Below are 21,861 nucleotides of genomic sequence, written 5' to 3' on the forward strand. Positions count from 1 at the left end.
TCCGCATTTAAATCATATAATCTAAATTATTATAATTCTTGTGGGGTGGGCATTCCTGCCTGCCTTAATATATGATTCAGGTGCTTTTTAGCTTATCCCAACGACTAGAGATTTCCCACGGGGGAGAAACCCAATTTCCTGAGTTTTTCTGACTGCAATAAGCTTGACTCTCAAGACAGTCGCTACAAATTACTTCCGCATATCATATAACCAAAATCTTCCCCACATAAGTGCGATCGCACTCAAGCTCTTTTCGGAATTTATATAAGCCTAGATAATGCTTTCACTCAATTACGATTTAAATTATTAAAGCTTTATATGTTAAGAATGTCAGGGAACCTTGACAAAAGGAAAATAGGTGTACGGATTGACAGTGCTTTCAGGGTGCGATATTCTTAATAATCACGGGAGGCGTATGACTTTGATTTTTGGCGCTCTGAAAGTATTATTATTGCGTTGTTTTTTTTGTTGTAAATTAAGCCTGAAATTAGTGCCGTAATGTAAACATAGATTTGACATTTTATTACGGTTGACAATTTTGATTTAGAGTGAATTAGATAAAACTATAATATTTGTTGGGTTTTGAGAAGTTCCCCCACACTGGAGTTATATTGCACTAAATAAAGTATTCTTGGTTTTTGGAAAATATCTGATATTTTGTGTAATTATTTAAACCTAATTAATCTTTCTTACCGTATTTATATTGGAAAAACCCGACTTTTCATTTTCACATTAAGAAAATAAAGATACTCAGTGAGGGATGGATAATTTGTATTGTGTTGGGTTACGACGCAATATTTGGGGTTGATAAGAAGATTTAGATTTACACGAGTAGGGATACTGCATTGTATTGGTTTGCAGTATCCCTTTAACCATGATGAATGTTAATCCTAAAGTCGATTAGATAGCCTTCGACTTCCGTTTGGCAAATGCTCCAGCACTCAACATCCCGACAGCAACTATACCAACAGTAGAACTAGATTCTGGCACAGCTTGAGCAGGTAATCCCGCTAAAGTTGCTACATTATTACGAGTTCTGAAGATAGTGTAATGAGTGTTTCCAGAATTACCTCGTCCTTTATCACCAGTGGTAGTTTCGAGAAACTGTGCAGTATCGCTGATGCCGTTAATCTTACCCCAAGGACCAGTTTGACCATTATTAGCCCCTCGATTAATTGCGTTAATCCACGTTCCTCCCAGAATTTCCTGAGCCAATTCCCCATTCTTAGGGACATTTCCTTCAAAGCGATCGCCTGCTGCTAAGAAACCTTTATCTCGATCTGCAACTGCGACTGTACTAGCGCGGGTAAAGGGGTTGGAATTTTTGCTGGTCATGTATTCCCAATCGGTAGACTTACTAGTCAGCTTCGCGCCATTAGAAAAGCCAAATTGACCTAGCCAAGTTTCATCAACACTTTGATCGTCCCATACGACCATATATAAGTAATCTTTTGAGTCAACATTAAAATTCCAAGTTTCTGGACTAGACCAGTTATAAGCTCCTACACTACCTTTAGAACCCAGTTCGTTGCGTCCAATGAAATTCAGGGATTTTCCATCTTTATCCCCAGAAAAGAATCCGTAGTGATTATCCGCAGTCACGGTTGCTGTTCCCCCCAGGGTAAGAGCCATCGATTGTCCTGCACTTACTAACGTCAAACCAGCTGTTAATAATGTTCCAGCAACCAAGCCTTTAAATAGTTTAAACATTGTTTTATTTTCTGAAGATTTATTTGATTTGTTTCTTATCCATAGTCTGCCATCAAAAACTTGATTACTGGTATTTATTTTGACTATTTTACGTAAAAATTATTTTCTATGTTTCACTCTAAAGGTGTGATAAACCCTTTGATGAAATAGGGCTTTATAACTCGTTAAAAAGTATTTTTACTAGTGTTTATACTTGGATGTTTTATTTGAAGGTATCTTTAACAGAAGTAAGATTGTGGAAATATAATGAATATCTGGCATTTTCCAACCTCCTCAACAAACAAACCCACAAAACCTCAGCGAATTCAGTGAGTTTGCCAAAAAAAACTATGTGTTAACTACTGAATAAACTCATTTTTGGGTGAATCAAAAAAGATTAACCTCCTAGAGCGCGATACGCATTGCTTATCGCCATCCCCATAGATTATGTATTTACAGCGATTAACGCGGAAAGTGCGATCGCAATATCGCAAAAATCTTTAAAAACAGCCTAGTTTTGTACTATTTTATATAGTATGGGAATTCGTAAGCTAAGTAATGCTCTCCGCCAATCCGTTGCCGTTTTTCGCTATAGCGATCGCGCTGTGAATTTAGTCTGGACTACTAGTAGTCGGCTAACGGTGATTTTTGGTATCTTCACTTTAGTGGCTGGTATATTACCTGCTGCTGTTGCTTATATTGGCAAATTAATTGTTGATGCGGTTGTTTTCGCCACACAATCACGCCCAAATCCGAATATTTACCATGTATTGGGGTTTGTTAGCTTAGAAGCATTCGCAGTCGCAATTTTAGCATTGACTCAACGGGGTCAAAATATCTGTCAGTCATTATTACGCTTGTTGCTGGCACAAAGGGTGAATGAACTGATTTTAAACAAAGCTCTAACCTTAGAATTAACTCAATTTGAAGATTCGGAATTTTACGACAAGATGAGTAATGCCCGTCGTGAAGCCTCATCTCGTCCTTTGTCGTTGGTGACTCGTACCTTCGGGTTGGTGCAAAATGCTCTGTCGCTGATTGCTTACGGTGCATTACTAGTCAAATTTTCCATTTGGGCTGTAGTTGTCCTCGTAGTTGCATCTATTCCCACCTTTGTCTCGGAAACCAAATTCGCTGCCAAAGGCTTTCGTCTATTTAGTTGGCGTGCCCCGGAAACCCGACAACAACATTATTTAGAGACATTAGTCGCTCGCGAAGATTTTGCGAAGGAAGTCAAACTCTACCAGTTAGGGGAAATGTTGGTGCGACGCTACCGGAATATTTTTCATCAAATATACACCGAAGACCGGGATTTAACTTTACAACGGGGATTTTGGGGATATTTATTAGGATTACTAAGTACTGCAACCTTTTATACTACATACGGTTGGATTGTTTTGGAAACAATCGCTGGGAAGATATCTTTGGGAGATATGACGATGTATATTACCGTCTTTCGCCAAGGACAAATGACATTTTCTAATACTCTGACTTCGATTGGGGGAATGTATGAAGATAATTTGTATCTCTCCAATCTTTACGACTTCCTCGAAGCAGATGTTCCGACTTCGGTTGGTAATGCCACTACAGGATTAAAACCTGGTGATGGAATTCGGTTTGAGAAGGTGACTTTTACCTATCCAGGGAATTTACAGCCAGCATTGAAGAATATTTCCCTCCATCTGCAACCAGGGGAAAAGCTGGCAATTGTGGGTGAAAATGGTTCCGGGAAGACAACCCTAATCAAACTCCTGACAAGGCTTTACAATCCCAATTCTGGGAGAATTTTACTCGATGGATTGGATTTACAAGATTGGGATGTAGAAGTGTTGAGACAGCGCATCGGGGTAATTTTCCAGAACTTTGTCCGCTACCAGTTCACAGTCGGCGAAAATATTGGTGTGGGTGATGTCAAACGCATCGAAGATGAAGAACTCTGGCAATTAGCAGCAGAAAAAGGCATGGCATTACCATTCATTGAAAAAATGCCCAGACAATTCGACACCCAACTAGGTAAATGGTTTAAAGATGGGCAGGAATTATCGGGAGGACAATGGCAGAAAATTGCCCTTGCCCGTGCCTTTATGCGGAAAGATGCAGATATCCTCGTTTTAGATGAACCTACCTCCGCTATCGATGCCCAAGCCGAATATGAGATATTTGAAAGATTGCGATCGCTCACCCAAAATCAAATGGTATTTCTAATTTCCCATAGGTTTTCCACTGTCCGCATGGCAAATAAAATCTTAGTCATCGAAAATGGAGAAATCATCGAAGTCGGAACCCACGAACAATTATTACAAGCGAAAGGAAGATACGCAGAATTATTTTTATTACAAGCTGCCGGATACAAGTAGAAATGTGGATTAAATAAAGTATAAAAGTCGGGTGTGTTAGCATCGCATAACGCACCATTCCAAATTCTTAATATTATTCCACAATCCCTAAAGCCACTTTTGCATCATTAATAGTAACCATGAGTGTCATTGGTGCAATAATTGAAGGGGTAAAACCGCATTTCTCATAGAATTGCTTTGCTTCCTCGTTGAGCGCATTTTTAATCGCGGTAAGCTCTGATGTCCAAATTGCTATATTTGAATAGAATCTGGCACGAAATACCCTAATCAATGCAAAATCGCTTTTACTTACCGCCAAATTTCTTTATACGTCACGCTCGTGCAAAAGATAAATGGAAAATTAAAGAACTTTTGCTAACTTGGAACGATGGGGTTAATATCTTGCCAATTAATATTTATTGGCTAGCATTAATAATTCTTTGCTTTGTCTTCTTATTTATTCATGTTTTACTATTTACAGCATTAATGGGGATATATCTGATCTACGAAATTCAGGTAAGGGATTATTCTGATTTTTGGGTAATAGACTATAACGGTTCTGCGGTTGGATGTGTCGAACTACGTATACAGAAAAAGTATTCCGTCATATTTAATCTTTGTATCAAAAAAAAATATCGACACCAGAAACTAGGCTCCTGCATGGTAGAGCATTTAATCAACGAAGCCAAAAAACCAGTTTATTTATCATGCGATCGCGAATTAATTCCCTTTTACAACCAATTCGGTTTTGTTACCACCCATGCAGAAAATTTACCTAGAGAATTACCAATCGCATTGGGTTTGACACAAGGTTTATCAATTGTACCAATGATGCTGGTTTAAGTTCCTTCCCCTGAACACCGAAAACTGAATCCCAAAGGGTAGTAACTCGAAATCTTGTTTCCTCCCCTTTCCAAGGGGAGGATTAAGGTGGGGTAGTTTTATTTCGGTTCCATATTAGTCAAACTTTAACCTACCAATACTTTAACCCTGGCAGGTGTTAAATCTTGAACATTACAAAACACCATTTCAGCCCCCGCATCTATCAGTAATTCTGCGTAGGCTTCGCGCCGTGAAGGTAGTTTCTGGACATGGGGAGGTAACACCCCAACACCAATCCAATTATGCTGATTTTGCTGACTCCGGGCTTTTTCCACAGTATACATATCAGCAACAGTATCCCCCACATATATCACCGTCGCTGGGTTTGTATCACCTTTTTCGAGATGACGAACAGCAGCAAATAACCCCGTTGGATCGGGTTTTCCAGGTGCATCTTCCATCGCAATCAAAATCGGTGGTTTGATATTCAGCCTTTTTTCTAAAACATAGGTAGCAGAAGCACGAGTCGCTCCGCTAAAAAAGCCCCATGCTATCCCAGCATTTGTCAGGTCTTCTAAGTATTTAGGTTGTAATAATAATGGCTCATCACAAATATATCCATCCCAGTGATTTGGATTTGTGCCTCGATACCGCGATTGAAAAAAAGCCACAATTGTTTCATAATCAATCCGGCTTTGATTTCGAGATTCCCCCTGAGTTTCCAAAAAACGATGTATTAATTCTTGCGATGCTTCCCAATCATTATTCCAAATCCCTTCAGATTTTAGCTTGTCAATATCTGTTGGTGTTGGGCGATAGCCGTTGTTGGTGAAATGTTCTACGGTATCAGCTAATGCACGGCGATATGAGCCACTGACATCGCGGATAACGCCATCTATATCGAAAACAATAATTGTGTGTGCTGAGGATTGTTCGCTCATGGAATCCGTTGGCTAAATAAGTTGAAATTGGGAATTGGGAATGGAGCATCGAATTGCCCCTAATTACTGAATTACTTTACCTTTTCCTTTGCTTTTTACAGTTGATTGTGGATGAATCCCCACAATGGGTTGCTCAGGTGGTGAGAAATTGGGTTAAAATAAGCGATCGCAACGCCAATCCTATAAAATCAAACGGATGGCTCAGTGTCAGTAAGTTAAGCCCGGATATTTCCCGGAGGTGTGATTGACCAAGTTTATTCTAAAAATTCTCTGGTTAGATGAGAACGTCGCCCTAGCGGTGGATCAAATTGTTGGTAAAGGTACTAGCCCTTTAACAAAGTACTTCTTTTGGCCCCGTAATGATGCCTGGGAAGAACTAAAAAAGGAGTTAGAGTCAAAACATTGGATTACTGATGTAGATAGAGTGGAACTACTCAATAAAGCTACAGAAGTAATTAACTATTGGCAAGAAGAGGGTAGAAAACGCCCAATGGTTGAAGCCCAATCTAAGTTCCCTGAAGTCACCTTTACAGGTAGCGCTTGATTTTTTTGTCCAACCTATCTTGGTTTATACTAAAAACGTCTAAAAGCTGAACTTTTTAGTTGTGAAAAACTGATATTCTTAAGCCTCTCCCCTTGGCAAGGGGAGAGGTTTGGAGAGGGGTTCTATATTAGTCAAGTTTTAAGCTGTTTTGGTTTATCAATCTTAAAAATTTGAGATTTTAAGACTTTGATAAGACATTGATCTAATTTAATTATTCTTTGTCTGAAACTTTTGTAGAGACGTAGCACTGCTACGTCTCTACGTTCATTTTTATACAAAATTCTGGCACTACTTGCTGTCGTGACCAATTATTCCTTGATGGTACAAGCCCTCCGCAATTGGACGGGACAGAAACCGACACCGCCTCATTGCTCTCTAAATTTATTTATGGATGAATAAGTTAGGAACTTTGCTTGGTTCAAGCCCCCGGATTCATCCGTGGGCACTAATTGCGTAGCTTTAGCTTCTCGCTCTGCGAGTATTGCGAATTACGAATTACGTAGCCTGCTTCTCCGCTTCGGAGTATTGCGAATTGTTTTGACGTTGGTATTGAAGGAAATATTAGAACGAAAAACCCGTATTAAAGAAGTGGAATAGGGAAAAACCAAGAAACAAACTAGTTGTAGGGGTGGGGTCTCCCCACCCTCACTAGTGATAGAATTACAATTGATCGGTCTATATCTATTAGATTGGGAAATTTTATTTTCTGGAAGTTCGTAGTCGGGTTAAATTTGTTAACTTTGTTAAATTTGTTAACTTTCCCGACTCCCCATTGAATCAACTTGCGTAACCGAACAATTGCTCTTCGCATAATACAATGCGATGCAAGGGAAGACGCTTAATTACTCCTTGTTCTTCAAATTGACTCAAAGCACGGGAGATAGTTACACGAGTTGGTCCTAGCATATCAGCAATATCTTGATTCGTTATACGCAAATCGATCAATTGTCCATTGTCAACTGCCTTACCAAACTTTTTCGCTAACCATGCCAATAACTTAATTAGCATTGAATCAATGGTTTTCTGACTACGAATTACCATTAACTCTTCTGTTTGCTCGATATGGGAGGTTAAAGTCTTCATTAACTGATGATTCTCCCTCAATTTGAATTGAGTAACCTCAACTGAAGTCAAGCACTCAACTATGTAGGGTTCAATTGTTGATAATGCATCTCCAACAATATCACCGTCACTCCAAATGCCTAGAGTAACCGCAGTACCATCCTCCAGGTAAGTCATAGTTCTTACCACTCCACTTTGGATATACCAAAGATTATTTTGTCCGCAAGGCAGAAAACCACGACGTGAAAAAAGTTGCTTCGTTGGTGGAGCGGTAGTTTCAGGAAATTTATAGATAGCAGACATATTTTTTTAGCCGAATATTTAACAGGGAACAACTTAGTTACAAATATATCCTGCCCGGATACCATTAAAACTCTTTTTTGAAAAAGTTTTCTATTAATTTTTCTTTTATGTCCATTGAGAAAATCTATAAAACCTAATAAATAAATATAAAGTAACGTAGGTTACAATTCAAATGCTCTGAAATATTTAGATGACCTTTAATCATGAGATTAGTAATACCAGGGTAAGTAAAAATCTTACCCCGATCGAGAAAGTTGGATTCGGTTATATAGTTAAAACTTTCGCTTTTTTAACTAGTGATAATTACAGAAAAATATCTCACAAATTTGGTTGAATTACCGTGAAGTTTTGATACCTTTCTGACTGTATGATTTGTTTACTTTGTTTAATTTGCTTGCTTCCAAACCCTGTCATCTCATGCTCTCTGGCTCGATTGACTGCATTGGTAATCGCCATTAAAGATGCTGTGACAATATTAGAGTCAATGCCAACACCATGTAAAGTTTTTGTTACAAATCCTGTGGCAAAATGACTCGCTATTTCCATATAAGCAACTGCTTCAGAATTGCTGCCAAAATGACGAGAATGTTCTTCGTAATGGTGAATTTGCAATTTTGAGTCTAATTTAAAACCCAATACAGAATCGAGTATGGAATCTAATGCGATCGCAAAAGCGTTGATTGGACCGTTGCCTTTGCCATGAATCGTGATATACTCATTACTTATTTGTAATTTAGCCGACAGCATTTGTGTTCCATCTTCTGCTACATACAATTGATGCGATACATATTTCAACGATTCTCTTTCCTGCAAATATTCTTGCTCAAACAACTGCCAAATGTCCCTAGAAGCTAATTCTTTGCCACTAGCATCCATGAATTTTTGGACAATTTGGCTAAATTCAATTTGTAATCTGCGAGGTAAGCTCAAATTATAGTCACGTTCCAATAAAAACGCGATTCCACCTTTGCCAGATTGACTATTTACCCGTACAATCGATTCATAGCTACGTCCAACGTCAGCAGGATCGAGGGGTAAGTATGGTACTTCCCAGAATGTATCATATTTTTGGACGGCGAAACCCTTTTTAATTGCGTCTTGATGGGAACCGGAAAAAGCTGTAAATACCAAATCACCAACGTAGGGATGACGCTTTGGGATGGGTAATTGGGTACATTCTTCAACAATTCGGGCAATTTCGTTGATGTTAGAAAAGTCCAAACCGGGATGAATTCCTTGGGTATATAAATTCAACGCTAACGTCACCAAATCGACGTTTCCGGTACGTTCTCCATTCCCAAATAAACATCCCTCAACCCGCTCTGCTCCTGCCATTTGGGCAAGTTCCGCAGCCGCAACCCCACAACCTCGATCGTTATGTGGGTGGACACAGAGTATTATACTATCTCTACGGCTTAAATTGCGATGCATCCATTCTACTTGGTCAGCAAATATATTTGGTGTTGACACTTCTACCGTTGCGGGGAGGTTGATAATCGCCTTATTTTCTGGTGTTGGTTTCCAAATATCGAGAATGCGATCGCAAATGATTTTAGCAAATTCGAGTTCGGTTGCGGTGAATGTTTCGGGGGAATATTGAAATTGCCAGTTGGTTTCGGGTTGTGTTGCTGCGAGTTGGTTAAATAATGTTGCTGCGGAAACGGCTAAATTTATCGTTCCTTCCCGATTTAAACCCAATACGGTGCGACGAAATACGGGTGAAGTGGCATTATATAAATGTACGATCGCTTGTTTTGTACCGCGTAATGCTTCAAAGCTACGATGTATCAATTCTTGCCGTGCTGGAGTTAATACTTGAATTTTGACATCATCGGGAATTAATTGCTGTTCGATTAAATGTCTAACAAAATCAAAGTCGGTTTGTGAAGCGGAAGGAAAACCAACTTCAATTTCTTTAAAACCAATATTTACCAATAAATCGAACATTCGCAACTTGCGTTCAATATTCATTGGTTCAATTAACGCTTGATTTCCATCCCGTAAATCCGTACTTAACCAAGTTGGAGGATGGGAAATTATTTGATTTACCCAAGTGCGATTCGGTAAATTAATTGCTGGAAAGGGACGATATTTATTTGCTGGATTTTTCAACACGTTCGTTTTTTCCTTATTTCGTGATTTTGTTCGTAATTTTGAGGGATTGCAGCGAAAATATTCCGAATATTTATACAAATTTGACGATTCACAAATGGGTTATCAGGTTGCTGCAAAATCCACATCTGACAACCCGTAAATAGTCGTAGCAATGCCTCAATTGATAGATAAAGTCGCATAAATACCTCTCAGAGAATGCCAGTAGTCAGAATTTGAGAATGTAGAGACTTGATATATAACGTCTCTCTATATTGTGATGTTTATTGCGATCGCAGAAAACCAGTAGGGGTTAACGGTTGTTAACCCTGAAATATCTGGTTGTTATACTAAAAACTAAAAACGGGTTACAACTATACTTTTAGATTGCGTAAAAACCTTAAAGATGCAACATAAGTCAGCATGACAAAAGTTCAGTTTTTACCCGTGGGCAGTATAACCCTGAAATATCTGGTTGTTAACCCTAAATATATGAAGAAAATTGCGAAGATAGGGAAAACCTAAGCTTAATACTGGAGATTAAGCATTTAAAACTATTATTGATGAATAAAAATCTTGATGAAGCTTAGACTTCACATAGTAGCAGTTCTAGCCCAAGTAGAAGGCTAGAGTTTAGTTGTAGAGATAGCTGCTGAGTAAACATAATTATTAATTCCACTACTTAGAGAGTATCATATCTTGCGATCGCGAAATTGGTCAAGTATTTATCCAGAAAAATCTTTTCGTAAACAATCTTAAAAACAGCTTAGGTACTCTCAGTCGTAAAATAATAGTAATGAATATAGTGCTGCGATCGTGAAGTTATGCCTTCTCAAATCTCGACAGAACCAGAAAAGTGGTGTGAAACCTACGAACTTGCTTCCCAACATGACAAATATTCCCTCTTGATGGAAGCACTTGAAGAACCACTTTCCCAGGAAATTATTGAAGAATGCGACTTAGGGATGTTGTTAGTTGAGTTAAAAGATGAATTTGACAGCAATAATTTAATTACAGAATTTCTGTCGGTAATTGAAAAAATACAGCAGTTACAACCAGAACTTTATGCTCAAGAATTTACATACCTCGACGATTTACGAGTTGAGTATTATTTATTTCGCAATCAACCAGAACTGATCGATAATTGTTTATCCCAGTTTAAAGCTAATCCTGTTAGTAATATCGACCAAATGATGCCATTAATCGATTATTTGCGATATTACGGAGTCACAGAAGCATTAGTCGATTTGTGCGAAATTAGTTACGAACCAGTTAAAAATTCCGATGACATAATACCGGGAACCGAAGTCACTTTCATGGGAATTATTTTGCTGGATTTGGTAGAACAAGCTTATCAAAAGTTACAGCAAGGAGAAAATGTAGATTGGGAATCAATTGGAACTGTAGTCAATCGATTTAATCCCGAAACTGGTCAAAAATGGCTTGTAGATATTCGTGATGATTTAACAACAGAAATTGAAATCGATCGGCAGTTTTTCACTGACTATAAGAAAAAGCAAAAACGCGAAAGAAATTTAGTTTCATTATCAACAAATTTCTTCAAATATATGGCAACTGAAAAGCAAATAAAATTTATCACTAGCCAAGCAATTTGGGAATCAGTTTTAGAATTTTTGGGAGATAGGGAACGCTCCGAAAAGCAATTAGAACATCCAGATAGTTATTTTGCTTTTACAGAACAACAACTCGATAAATATCTGGGCAGATTGCTTAACACCTTATTGTCTAATCGAAGAGCAGATTTAGTTGCTGTTGTTTGGGGAATCCCTTATGTATACGAATTCCTACGTCAAAAAGGAATTATTAGAGAAGCTGTATGTAAAGATGCGATCGCAGCAAGTAAAACCCTAAAAACAAAGGTGATTAGGTTGTTTGAGACACAACTATGGAAATACGATTTTGTACATCGCTGGTTGCCTCCTCATAGTATTTCTGAAACCGAATTTGCCAATGAAGTAAGTCTCTTTGCAACCAGTATTGAAAAAGTTACTCTCCTTGCTACTGAACCTGGTGAAGGTGCATTAGAATCCTTCTATAATAATTTAGAAGGAAATTCACTTTTTAAAGACTTATTTACATCTCGTAAAATTGACTTGGAAGAACAAGAGGTATTCGAGTCTTCAACACAAATTGATATACCCCAATCTCAACCAGCAAAAAAACGCAAATCTCCACTAATGCAAGCTGCTGAACTCCCCGATAAAAAAAGTAAAAGGAAAAATTAGGTAATTTGGAATGGGAATTTTCTAACTGTCTGATTTTGCTTTTAAACGCAGAGTATCGCAGAGGTTTACGCAGAGGTTCGCAGAGGAATATAGAGAATTTGCTTAGTTTTCAAGCATATTGTGATACTCCTTAACTTTTAACTCTTAACTCCTAATTTTCCAATGAATAATACCTACAATTTCACATTCCAAAATTCTCCAGCAATGACAGCCTTAAAACAGAGGCAACATGACGACATCAAATATTATAATGCTCGTAATGAGCTATTCAAACTATCATTAATGGCAGACTATGACCAATTAGTTTGTTTACCTTCCCTCACTACAATCGACAAACACTGGTATCAAATAGAAACTGCAAGAAAGGTATTACGACAATTTGGTGGACGTGCATTACTAGCTGATGAAGTTGGATTAGGAAAAACAATAGAAGCAGGATTAATTGTTAGTGAATATCTGGCAAGAGGAATGATTCAATCAATATTAATACTAACTCCTGCTTCCTTAGTTTCCCAATGGCAATTAGAACTAGGGACAAAGTTTGGTATTTCTTCAATCACAACTGATGACGACAGCAGACAGCAAAACCCAGAAGAATTTTGGACAGGAAATCCCCATATCATCGCGTCTTTAAATACAGCAAAATCAGCCAAACATTACCCTTTAGTGACATCACGTAACTGGGATTTAGTAGTTGTAGATGAAGCACATCATTTAAAAAATCGGAATACCTTAAATTGGAAATTAGTCAACTCTTTAAATAAAAGATTTATCTTAATGCTGACTGCAACACCAGTACAAAACTCCCTGGTAGAATTGTTTAATTTATTAACTTTATTAAAACCAGGTTTACTGAAAACAGAAGCAGATTTTAAACGCGAATATGTATCATCAAAAAATGGACGTATCCCCAAAAATCCAGAAAAACTCCGTAGTTTGATGCGGGAAGTAATGATACGAAATACCCGCTCTTTAGTTGATGTAAAATTACCAAAACGCTTTGCGACTACTATTACAGTTACTCCTAGTGAAAGCGAGAAAAAGTTATATTCTGATTTAAGCGAATTTTTGAGAACCCACAGCGAACATCTAGATAAACTTTCTCGTACCAACTTGTTAATGCGATCTGGTTCTAGTCCAAATGCACTTGGGGAATCTTTAAAAAATCTCTCCCAAAAATTAGATTTTGAAGAGTTGAAAACTTTAGCTAAACGTGCAAGTCAAATTAAACAAGTAGAAAAGTCTCGTACTTTAGTTGAATTGCTGAAAAAATCATCGCAAAAAACAATAGTATTTACTACCCATAAAGCTACATCAGCATATCTTGCTAAAGTTTTTAAAGAAAATAGCATCGAATTTGCAGAATTTTTGGGAGATATGACTTTAAAACAAAAAGATGCGGCAATCGAAGCTTTTCGTGATAATCTCCCTGTATTACTTGCATCGGAAACTGGAGGAGAAGGACGAAATATTCAGTTTGCAAATGCGATTGTGAATTACGATTTACCTTGGAATCCGATGAAAATAGAACAACGTATTGGACGTATTCATCGCATTGGACAAACCCAAGATGTATTTATTTTTAATTTTTGTCTACAAGGCAGTATTGAAGAGTATATATTGCGAATATTACATGACAAAATTAATATGTTTGAGTTGGTTGTTGGTGAGATAGAAACTATTTTAGGCAATGTAAATGATGAGTTTGATTTTAGTGAGACAGTTATCGATATTTGGTTAAAGAATCAATCACACCAAGATATTAGTACTGCTTTTGAAAAATTAGCTGATGATTTACTTCAAGCTAAAGATAAATATCAAGAAACTCAAGAATTAGATGAGAAAATATTTGGTGAAGAGTTTGAAGCTTAATCAGGAATTAGGAATCAGGAGTCAGTAATCACTAATCAGTAGGAATTAGGAATCAGAAATTAGGAATTAGTAACTACTAACCATTAAAAAACATGCTTGCAACAAATGACCCAATCATTAATACTTTGGAAATCGTAATTTCCACCTATGATGGAATTGCGGAATTAATAGACGAGAAAACAATTAATGTACTTCTACCTGAAAAATTAGCAAAATCACTTCAATTAGAAGAAGAAACTACCTTTAGTACTGCTATTAATACCCCGAATAGCCAATTTATTAGCTATCATTCAGAACTCCTGAATCGATTTGCAGAAATTCTTACAGAAGTTGGTAACGTCACTACTTTAGGAATTAAATATGATGGTTATCTAAAAACTTCAGGATTTGAAAAACAAATATCTCAAAAAATACAACCTCTGAATGGTTTAATTCGCTTTGTTGATGCTAAACCAGAAACCACTCGCTATATTTGGTGTAACGTTGCTTATACCGCAGAAGCTGATGAAAAACGAATTGGTATGGTATCATTTATTTTTAATGAATTTACATCTGTGTCGCCTGTAGACATAGGTGATGCGTTATTATGGGATGCCGATAAAATTCCCGTCGATGATACTTCCCTAGCTCAAAATATGAGCGATCGCGAACTATCTCACATCATTGAAGAGACATCTGCAAATCTGATTCAAACAGATTTAGAAAATTGGCAGGCAAAATTACATCGTGCTTTAACTAGAGATGAAGAGAGATTAAAAAATTATTACGGAACTATCAGTACTGAGATTGCTGCCAAAATACAACACAAAGAATTAACAGTTGAACAGCAAGAAAAAGAACAAGCTAGAATTGAAGCCACAAACAGAGAGCTAGACAGGAAAATTGCCGATATTCGCGAAAGATACGCACTTTCTGCCTCAGCAAAATTACATAGTGCGATGGTATTACATCTGCCAACTGTACATATTAACTGTACTTTGCAAAGGAAAAAAATTAAAAGAGATGTAACCCTAGTTTGGAACCCCTTCACAAAAATAATTGAACCTTTGCGCTGCGAAGTTTCAGGAGAACCCGTTTACGAATTTTATTTAGATGACAAAGAAGCAAAAATAATTTCACCCTCTGCTTGGAAATAGTTGTAAAAAGTTAACGGTTAACAGAAAAGGGGAAAATCTAAATTTAACTTTCTTCTTGGAATCGAATCATTATTTAAAGATTTCGTAATGTTTTTTGAGTCAAGTTTTACAACATAGTTATCGTAACTACTCAATCCTGTGATACTCTCTCACCTCATCCAATGGGAGTTCCAGCTTCGCAACAAAAATTAACATTTCGGTTGCGATCGCAGAGGTGGTTTAGCGACACATCCCAGTGATAGCTATCAATGTAGCCATCTACTCTGTTTTCTAGTTCCATATTTACAAAAAGAGATAGAACAGCCATATCGTCGGAGTTACAGTTTCCACATATCCAAGTTTAATTGGCTAAAACCTAGTTCTAGTAAGAACAAAGACAAATATTCTGAATCCCTACTGCCGTTGTTCCCCAAATGTGACAAAAACTTAAACATCCCTACTCATCCCCTCGGAGAAGCAGAAACTATGGCTAAAATGTAAAAATTAAATTGTTTTCTTTACACTTAATGGCTAAAATTGGGATTAGAGTTGGGTTTCTCGTGGAAATTTTGCGATCGCACTAGGCATTTTTGTATCAAGTACGATAATATTGTTAGTCCTGAGTGTTAAATCCCTTTTGAATTGATTAGAATACCTTGTATACAATAGGAACAGTTTGTCAAGTCTCTCAAGGGTGACATTTTAGCAGCACGGTTGGGTGCGATTAAAATTAAATAAGCTAAAGTTGAATTAATCCGCCAAACGGTAGATTCAATCCAAGCCTTAATAATGTAGTTAAGGTTACTGGCTTCATCAAGTTGAGTCACTTGAACAAAATAAGACTCGTCCAACAAAAAATCAGTGCCTGTAGCATATTCAGCTAAATTGTACTCTTTCTCAGTGCGTGAAGCTGTCATTCAGGGTAAGTCCTCACCAAAGGCTATCTATGTTAAGGGTACTAAACGCTGTTTTACAGCCAGAATTTGCGGAAATAAAAACTTTCCCACATCTAACTTAAATTTCCCTGTAGATACCATGAGTGAGTAAATACCCAGCAACAAATATGACAATTGTCCACTCAGAAACCCATAAAGGCAATGTAAAAAAGAGTGCAATAAAACTTCCCTTCCCAGTTAGCAGAATATAGCTTACTCACCAAATAATTCATGTTTTGGAGAATACTTTGAATTAGACAAAACTAAGTGTACGGGATATTTAAAGTAACAACAATATTGTTGTAATTCCATCAAGTTTTGGAAAAATTCAGATGTATCACCAAGGCATTAAATTTATAATTGGGACAGCAGGCTTCATCTTACTTAATTACTTCATGGGTATTACACAAAAACAGTGCAATTTTTGTGAAACAGGCTACAATCTAAACAGTCTTTACAAGAAAATATCCCTTGGGAAGATATTTTTTTGGATGAGGTAGTAATTTTTCTAGCAAAACATAGTCTATTACAGACTATTCAATTGTAATTTTTGTTGTCTAGCAACGTTGATTACACTTAAATCTGACTAAGAAGTTCTATCGAGACTTTTTTGACTGCATCGCAAAGTACCAAAATGGAACTTGTTGTAGCTATTAAAGTCAAAATAGAAACTTGAGGAAGTGCCGAATACTATTTAGTATAAGGACATGATTGGGTAGAGCTTGACTAGAGCTTGAAAAATCTTACAAGTTTGTTCCTGAACATGGGTATAACTTCCGAAACTATCTTAGGTAAATGAGTCATCAACCATTAGGTAAATGACAGTTGAGCTAGCTTTAAAAAGCAGCAAATATATCTTGAGCAATTGATTCTGCAAGGAGCATGAGGAACGCGGCATGAACCAGGCTAATAACGTACTCGAAAATATCTATCAGCCAGAACTAAAAGTTGGCATTCAGCCTGATTTCGAGTTAGAAGAACTCTTAATAGATGACGAAGAGGACTCGGATGGCGAAATGGATGAGTTTTTAGAACCATCCCCGGATGAGGAGGACGCTAAGTCTGGAAAAGCCGCCAAATCTCGTCGTCGGACAACTACAAAAAAGAAGCATTATACAGAAGATTCGATTCGTCTTTACTTACAAGAAATCGGTCGGATTCGTTTGCTTCGAGCCGATGAAGAAATCGAGTTGGCGCGCAAAATTGCCGATTTACTCGAATTAGAGAGAGTTTGGGAAAAATTGTGTCAGCAATTAGACAGAGAACCCCAACATAGTGAATGGGCAGAAGCCGTACAACTTCCTCTGCCCCAATTTCGCCATCGGTTACACGTTGGTCGTCGGGCAAAAGACAAAATGGTGCAATCAAACTTGCGCCTTGTGGTTTCAATTGCCAAGAAATATATGAATCGTGGGTTGTCCTTCCAAGATTTAATTCAGGAAGGTAGCCTTGGTTTGATTCGTGCTGCTGAGAAATTCGACCATGAAAAAGGTTACAAGTTCTCTACCTATGCAACTTGGTGGATTCGTCAAGCAATTACGAGAGCGATCGCAGACCAATCCCGGACTATTCGCCTACCAGTACACTTGTACGAAACCATCTCACGGATCAAGAAAACCACTAAGTTGCTTTCCCAAGAAATGGGGCGCAAACCCACTGAAGAAGAAATCGCAACTCGGATGGAAATGACCATCGAGAAGTTACGATTTATTGCCAAATCAGCGCAATTACCTATTTCCTTGGAAACCCCCATCGGTAAAGAAGAAGACTCTCGTTTGGGCGATTTTATTGAGTCTGACGGTGAAACCCCTGAAGACCAAGTTTCCAAGAACTTGCTACGGGAAGATTTAGAGAAAGTCCTCGACAGTCTCAGCCCACGGGAACGTGATGTTTTGCGCTTGCGTTACGGTTTAGACGATGGACGGATGAAGACGCTTGAAGAAATCGGTCAAATCTTCAATGTTACTCGCGAACGTATCCGTCAAATCGAAGCGAAAGCACTACGCAAGTTACGCCATCCTAATCGTAACAGTGTGTTGAAAGAGTATATTAGATAGAATTTGATAGATTTTGAATTTATCCCGGCTTCATGTCGGGTAATAATTTCTCTAACAAAAACTAAAACCTGCTGCGAGTACAACAATTGCGGTGGGTTTTTATTTTACCGAATTAAAGGGAAACTGAAAAACCTGGAAAAGAGAGGCACATCTCTTCCCAGGTTTAAAAATTAACATCAGGTATTGGTTAAATAGACATTACAAGAATTTACAGGATACCCCAGAAATGTAAAAATCCTTTACCAGAAAACACTTCGATTCCAGCAGCAGCGACGAAACCAATCATTGCCAAGCGACCATTCCAGATTTCCGCTTGTGGAGTAAAGCCCCAACGCCAGCCATTACGGTCTTCTGCTACTACTGCGCTACCTTTCACTGTTGTATCTGCCATGATTAATAATCCAAACTACAATAATTAAGGTTTGTGACCTTGTGTTAATTAATATAACAAATTTTTCCTAGATATTACATATATTTACATATTCGTATTTATTCTAAATTTTGCTGGTATTTTTTGATGATTGTTTTTTGAAAGTTGTGCTAAGGCTCTTCTCGTTTGGATGGAATATAAATTAGGGCAAACAACCGTTTGCCCCTACAATTTTGGAGAATTTATTTCTTGGTGTTCCCTAAGGTATTTCGACAACAGAAATGATTTTTTCGTCACGGTTGAGTTGAACGACACTTTCACCCATACTATCCCGACCGGATGTAGTCACCGTATTTAGGGCAAGACGCACAACTCGTTGCTGATTGGTAATTAATGCTACTTCTGATTCAGGATTGAAGCGGGTAATCCCAGCTAAAGCATCGGCTTTACTGGTGAATTTACAAACCTGAATACCAATATCACCTCGGTTTGCCAAGCGGATATTACTAACTGGTAGTTGTTTGGCATATCCCTGTTGGGTGACAAGTAATATTTTGTCTGCGGTTTTGAAGGTGACACAACCTGCGATCGCTTCGTTGATTCGTAAGCGCATTCCTTGTACACCCATTGCCGTCCGTCCCATGATTGGTAACTGTTGTTCTTCAATGGCGAACCGTAACAAACGTCCACCGGAACTGGCTAAAATTAGCTGTTCTCCGGCTTTTGTGAATTGAGTTTGTAATAACTCATCGTCATCTTTAAGTTTGGCAATGGTGATGCCGCGACGGGTGAGATTGGTAAATTCCGATAGGGGTAAGCGCTTGATGCGTCCCTGTTTGGTGAGGAGAATCATCTCACCTTCAGGGTTTTCTGGCTGCATAAAGCGGGTGAGAATGCCCTCTGTGGCTCCTTGGGCTGTATTGCTGAGTAGGGTGATGAGGGGAGTTCCCCGTGCATTGCGTCCGGTTGAAGGAGGGATATCACCAACAGTGATGGGATAAACTTTGGCTCCTGTGGTGATGATTAATAATTCTTTGTGGGTGTCGGTTGGGGTGGTGAGGAGAGTAAAATCGTTTTCCGAGGTATTGTTATCGACTTTTGATTTTTTGCCATTGGGCTGATTTCGGCGCACATAACCGCGATGGGTAAGTTCGAGGATGACATCTTCGGAGGGAATGTCTAACTTGAGATTTTGCTTGACTTTTTCGTCATCGTCGTCAGAAATTTCTCCTTTACTACCACGACCACGTAAAAATCTTGCTTCCTCGGCAGCAATGATTTTGGTGCGACGTTCATCACCAAATTTCCGCTTGAGACTACGCAAATCCTTTTTGAGAGACTTGAGTAATTCCTTGCGATCGCTCAACAATCTCCGTAAACCTGTAATCTGTTCTGAGAGTTCGTTAAATTCCTGTTGGAGGTTTTGCTGTTCTAAACCTGTGAGACGACGCAGAGGCATTGATAAAATCGCATCAGCTTGGACAGAAGCTAATTCCAGACGATTTATTAAGGTTTCTTTTGCCGTACTGCCATCGGGAGCTTGGCGTAAAATCGTAATAACTTCATCCAAATTTGCCAAAGCTTTGAGCAAACCTTCCACCAAATGGGCACGATTTTCCGCCTTACCCAACTCGTAACTATAGCGACGATTGAGGGTTTGTTCGCGGAAATCTAAAAATTCTTGCAGCAAACTCCGCAAACTTAATTGTCGGGGTTGTCCATCAACAATCGCCAAAACAATCGCCCCAAAATTACTTTGTAGGGCTGTTTGGTGATAGAGATTTGCTAAAACCTCCTGGTGATTGGTGTCCCGTTTGAGTTCAATTACCACCCGCATCCCATCGCGATCGCTCTCGTCACGAATATCAGAAATACCGTTCAACCGTCCTTGGTTAACCAATTCGGCAACTTTTTCAATCCAACCAGCCTTATTAACTTGATATGGTAATTCGGTAATAATAATTGCCGTGCGCTTATTTTTGCCGCGACTCCCAGCAACTTCCTCAATACTGGCAATCCCACGTAAAACGATACTACCTTTCCCCGTAGTATAAGCTTCGCGAATCCCCGAAATCCCGACAATTTCTCCACCTGTAGGAAAATCGGGACCAGGTATTAATTCAAATAATTTTTCGTCGGTTAACTCCGGATTATCCGACAACGCAATCAAACCATCAACAATTTCATTTAAATTGTGGGGGGGAATATTAGTTGCCATGCCCACAGCAATCCCCGTACAACCATTGAGAATCAAAAATGGTAACTGGGCTGGTAAAACCGTGGGTTCTTGTTGGGAGTTATCAAAGTTACCAATAAAATCAACAGTTTCCTCACCAATCTCCGTCAGCATTCCGTCTTGACCAATGGATGCAAGGCGTGTTTCCGTGTATCTCATTGCTGCCGGAGGGTCATTATCAACCGAACCAAAGTTACCATGTCCAGCCAGTAGGGGGTAACGACAGGAAAAATCCTGTACCAACCGCACCAAAGCATCGTAAACCGACTGGTCGCCGTGGGGGTGGTATTTACCCAAAACATCCCCAACAACACGGGCACATTTTCGATAAGGTCGATCGGGGGTAAGTCCCAATTCGTGCATCGCATATAAAATCCGACGGTGAACCGGTTTTAAGCCATCGCGGACATCGGGTAAGGCTCGCCCGACAATCACACTCATGGCATATTCAAGATAAGACCGTTGCATCTCGGTATGCAGGGCTGTGGTGATTACCTGTCCCGTAGAGAGAAGGTTTAACTGTTTTGCCATGAGTTGTTACCTGAAATTTAATTACACAGAATAGCCGTAAGTGGTTAAAGACGTTGAAACTAAGCACTCTTGCAACCACAGCATAGCGGATGAATAGGGTTTCAACACAAATTTTTGATACTCAAAGGATAAAAAGCAGTAGTATTATCCTTGATGACGGGGGAACACATGGATTAACAAATAGAGCCAATCGTTTACGAGGGTTTATCCACGTTATCCGAACTGGCAGGAGACTCACAACTGTGTTAATCACGTATTTATCCCCATCACCCTAATCAGCTAAATTCTCATGAAAACTGTTCTGATTGTCGAAGACGATCTAATTAATGCTCGTGTTTTTTCCAAGATTTTAACCAAGCGAGGTGGCTTGGATGTCAAACATACGGAAAATGTGGAAGAGGTAATGAGAATTGCTTCTTGCGGAGAAGCTGACATCATTTTGATGGATGTTTCCCTATCTCGCAGTGTTTACCAAGGTAAATCTGTCGATGGTATCAAGATTACACAAATGTTGAAATCCGATCCACAAACATCTTCCTTGCCAATTATTTTGGTGACAGCACACGCGATGGAAGGCGATCGCGAGAGCTTTCTTAAGCAGAGTGGTGCTGATGACTACATTTCTAAGCCTGTTGTCGATCATCAACAATTTGTTGACCAAATTCTGGCACTCTTACCTAAGAACGACCAATAGAAAACTAATTTCACAGC

The 21,861-nt window shown here is 38.6% G+C and carries 18 protein-coding genes; 9 read left to right on the forward strand and 9 right to left on the reverse strand.

All coding sequences use genetic code 11. The features are described from left to right. Positions 1–900 precede the first annotated feature (900 nt). The gene (locus CK510_RS03230) at positions 901–1,710 is read right to left on the reverse strand and encodes a hypothetical protein (protein WP_095720323.1); all 810 of its coding nucleotides are present in this window, start codon (positions 1,708–1,710) and stop codon (positions 901–903) included. Between the two features lie 515 nt (positions 1,711–2,225). Between CK510_RS03230 and CK510_RS03235 the strand changes: the two genes are divergently transcribed. Further along, positions 2,226–4,046: an ABC transporter ATP-binding protein gene (locus CK510_RS03235; RefSeq protein WP_095720324.1), complete on the forward strand. Its 1,821-nt coding sequence runs from the start codon at positions 2,226–2,228 to the stop codon at positions 4,044–4,046. Positions 4,047–4,119: 73 nt separating this feature from the next. Here the strand turns inward: CK510_RS03235 and CK510_RS32530 are convergent, their stop codons facing one another. Next, positions 4,120–4,317 carry a GNAT family N-acetyltransferase gene (locus CK510_RS32530; protein ID WP_211293074.1) on the reverse strand — a complete coding sequence of 66 codons (198 nt, stop codon included), beginning with the start codon at positions 4,315–4,317 and terminating at the stop codon, positions 4,120–4,122. Here CK510_RS32530 and CK510_RS03245 point away from each other — a divergent pair. Beyond that, complete coding sequence (locus tag CK510_RS03245; protein ID WP_095720325.1) at positions 4,317–4,868, forward strand: GNAT family N-acetyltransferase; 552 nt, start codon at positions 4,317–4,319, stop codon at positions 4,866–4,868. The two genes, CK510_RS32530 and CK510_RS03245, sit on opposite strands and share 1 nt — an antisense overlap. Before the next feature lie 125 nt (positions 4,869–4,993). On the opposite strand, the gene CK510_RS03250 is transcribed toward CK510_RS03245, so the two are convergent. Further along, positions 4,994–5,788, reverse strand: a complete 795-nt coding sequence (locus tag CK510_RS03250) for a TIGR01548 family HAD-type hydrolase (protein ID WP_095720326.1) — start codon at positions 5,786–5,788, stop codon at positions 4,994–4,996. Positions 5,789–6,032: 244 nt separating this feature from the next. Here CK510_RS03250 and CK510_RS03255 point away from each other — a divergent pair, with 244 nt between their 5' ends. Both CK510_RS03255 and CK510_RS31415 read left to right on the forward strand, forming a co-directional pair. Beyond that, positions 6,033–6,332, forward strand: coding sequence for a 30S ribosomal protein PSRP-3 (locus CK510_RS03255; RefSeq protein ID WP_095720327.1), 300 nt, complete (start codon positions 6,033–6,035; stop codon positions 6,330–6,332). 438 nt (positions 6,333–6,770) lie between these two features. Beyond that, complete coding sequence (locus CK510_RS31415; RefSeq protein WP_158224828.1) at positions 6,771–6,929, forward strand: hypothetical protein; 159 nt, start codon at positions 6,771–6,773, stop codon at positions 6,927–6,929. 180 nt (positions 6,930–7,109) lie between these two features. On the opposite strand, the gene CK510_RS03260 is transcribed toward CK510_RS31415, so the two are convergent. Then, positions 7,110–7,697: a Crp/Fnr family transcriptional regulator gene (locus CK510_RS03260; RefSeq protein WP_095720328.1), complete on the reverse strand. Its 588-nt coding sequence runs from the start codon at positions 7,695–7,697 to the stop codon at positions 7,110–7,112. Positions 7,698–8,015: 318 nt separating this feature from the next. Further along, positions 8,016–9,812, reverse strand: a complete 1,797-nt coding sequence (gene leuA, locus CK510_RS03265; protein ID WP_095720329.1) for a 2-isopropylmalate synthase — start codon at positions 9,810–9,812, stop codon at positions 8,016–8,018. 800 nt (positions 9,813–10,612) lie between these two features. On the opposite strand from leuA, the gene CK510_RS03270 reads away from it, so the two are divergent. The 3 genes from CK510_RS03270 (at position 10,613) to CK510_RS03280 (ending at position 15,042) form a co-directional block, all read left to right on the forward strand. Beyond that, complete coding sequence (locus tag CK510_RS03270; protein WP_095720330.1) at positions 10,613–12,034, forward strand: hypothetical protein; 1,422 nt, start codon at positions 10,613–10,615, stop codon at positions 12,032–12,034. A gap of 162 nt (positions 12,035–12,196) precedes the next feature. After that, positions 12,197–13,906, forward strand: a complete 1,710-nt coding sequence (locus CK510_RS03275) for a DEAD/DEAH box helicase (protein WP_095720331.1) — start codon at positions 12,197–12,199, stop codon at positions 13,904–13,906. Positions 13,907–13,998: 92 nt separating this feature from the next. Further along, positions 13,999–15,042: a hypothetical protein gene (locus tag CK510_RS03280; protein ID WP_095720332.1), complete on the forward strand. Its 1,044-nt coding sequence runs from the start codon at positions 13,999–14,001 to the stop codon at positions 15,040–15,042. Between the two features lie 154 nt (positions 15,043–15,196). On the opposite strand, the gene CK510_RS33850 is transcribed toward CK510_RS03280, so the two are convergent. After that, positions 15,197–15,322: a hypothetical protein gene (locus CK510_RS33850; RefSeq protein ID WP_281256977.1), complete on the reverse strand. Its 126-nt coding sequence runs from the start codon at positions 15,320–15,322 to the stop codon at positions 15,197–15,199. Positions 15,323–15,647: 325 nt separating this feature from the next. Further along, the gene (locus CK510_RS03285) at positions 15,648–15,938 is read right to left on the reverse strand and encodes a hypothetical protein (protein ID WP_095720333.1); all 291 of its coding nucleotides are present in this window, start codon (positions 15,936–15,938) and stop codon (positions 15,648–15,650) included. 914 nt (positions 15,939–16,852) lie between these two features. On the opposite strand from CK510_RS03285, the gene rpoD reads away from it, so the two are divergent. Beyond that, on the forward strand, positions 16,853–18,013 hold the full coding sequence (gene rpoD / locus CK510_RS03290) for an RNA polymerase sigma factor RpoD (protein WP_095720334.1): 1,161 nt from the start codon (positions 16,853–16,855) through the stop codon (positions 18,011–18,013). 208 nt (positions 18,014–18,221) lie between these two features. Here rpoD and CK510_RS03295 read toward each other — a convergent pair whose 3' ends face one another. Continuing rightward, positions 18,222–18,404, reverse strand: coding sequence for a CAB/ELIP/HLIP family chlorophyll-binding protein (locus tag CK510_RS03295; RefSeq protein WP_095720335.1), 183 nt, complete (start codon positions 18,402–18,404; stop codon positions 18,222–18,224). A gap of 238 nt (positions 18,405–18,642) precedes the next feature. After that, positions 18,643–21,150 (reverse strand): DNA gyrase subunit A, encoded by a 2,508-nt coding sequence (gene gyrA / locus CK510_RS03300; protein ID WP_095720336.1) that lies wholly within the window; start codon positions 21,148–21,150, stop codon positions 18,643–18,645. Positions 21,151–21,439: 289 nt separating this feature from the next. Here gyrA and CK510_RS03305 point away from each other — a divergent pair, with 289 nt between their 5' ends. Further along, positions 21,440–21,844: a response regulator gene (locus CK510_RS03305; protein ID WP_095720337.1), complete on the forward strand. Its 405-nt coding sequence runs from the start codon at positions 21,440–21,442 to the stop codon at positions 21,842–21,844. Positions 21,845–21,861 lie beyond the last annotated feature (17 nt).

Origin of the sequence: Brunnivagina elsteri CCALA 953, assembly GCF_002289455.1 — a bacterium.
Classification (GTDB): domain Bacteria; phylum Cyanobacteriota; class Cyanobacteriia; order Cyanobacteriales; family Nostocaceae; genus Brunnivagina; species Brunnivagina elsteri.

What these genes read in the sequence shown, in the direction of transcription:
- CK510_RS03230 (WP_095720323.1), bottom strand. Translation starts at nt 1,710, where the DNA reads ATGTTTAAACTATTTAAAGGCTTGGTTGCTGGAACATTATTAACAGCT.
- CK510_RS03235 (WP_095720324.1), top strand. Translation starts at nt 2,226, where the DNA reads ATGGGAATTCGTAAGCTAAGTAATGCTCTCCGCCAATCCGTTGCCGTT.
- CK510_RS03245 (WP_095720325.1), top strand. Translation starts at nt 4,317, where the DNA reads ATGCAAAATCGCTTTTACTTACCGCCAAATTTCTTTATACGTCACGCT.
- CK510_RS03250 (WP_095720326.1), bottom strand. Translation starts at nt 5,788, where the DNA reads ATGAGCGAACAATCCTCAGCACACACAATTATTGTTTTCGATATAGAT.
- CK510_RS03260 (WP_095720328.1), bottom strand. Translation starts at nt 7,697, where the DNA reads ATGTCTGCTATCTATAAATTTCCTGAAACTACCGCTCCACCAACGAAG.
- CK510_RS03270 (WP_095720330.1), top strand. Translation starts at nt 10,613, where the DNA reads ATGCCTTCTCAAATCTCGACAGAACCAGAAAAGTGGTGTGAAACCTAC.
- CK510_RS03275 (WP_095720331.1), top strand. Translation starts at nt 12,197, where the DNA reads ATGAATAATACCTACAATTTCACATTCCAAAATTCTCCAGCAATGACA.
- CK510_RS03280 (WP_095720332.1), top strand. Translation starts at nt 13,999, where the DNA reads ATGCTTGCAACAAATGACCCAATCATTAATACTTTGGAAATCGTAATT.
- CK510_RS33850 (WP_281256977.1), bottom strand. Translation starts at nt 15,322, where the DNA reads ATGGAACTAGAAAACAGAGTAGATGGCTACATTGATAGCTATCACTGG.
- CK510_RS03285 (WP_095720333.1), bottom strand. Translation starts at nt 15,938, where the DNA reads ATGACAGCTTCACGCACTGAGAAAGAGTACAATTTAGCTGAATATGCT.
- rpoD (WP_095720334.1), top strand. Translation starts at nt 16,853, where the DNA reads ATGAACCAGGCTAATAACGTACTCGAAAATATCTATCAGCCAGAACTA.
- CK510_RS03295 (WP_095720335.1), bottom strand. Translation starts at nt 18,404, where the DNA reads ATGGCAGATACAACAGTGAAAGGTAGCGCAGTAGTAGCAGAAGACCGT.
- gyrA (WP_095720336.1), bottom strand. Translation starts at nt 21,150, where the DNA reads ATGGCAAAACAGTTAAACCTTCTCTCTACGGGACAGGTAATCACCACA.
- CK510_RS03305 (WP_095720337.1), top strand. Translation starts at nt 21,440, where the DNA reads ATGAAAACTGTTCTGATTGTCGAAGACGATCTAATTAATGCTCGTGTT.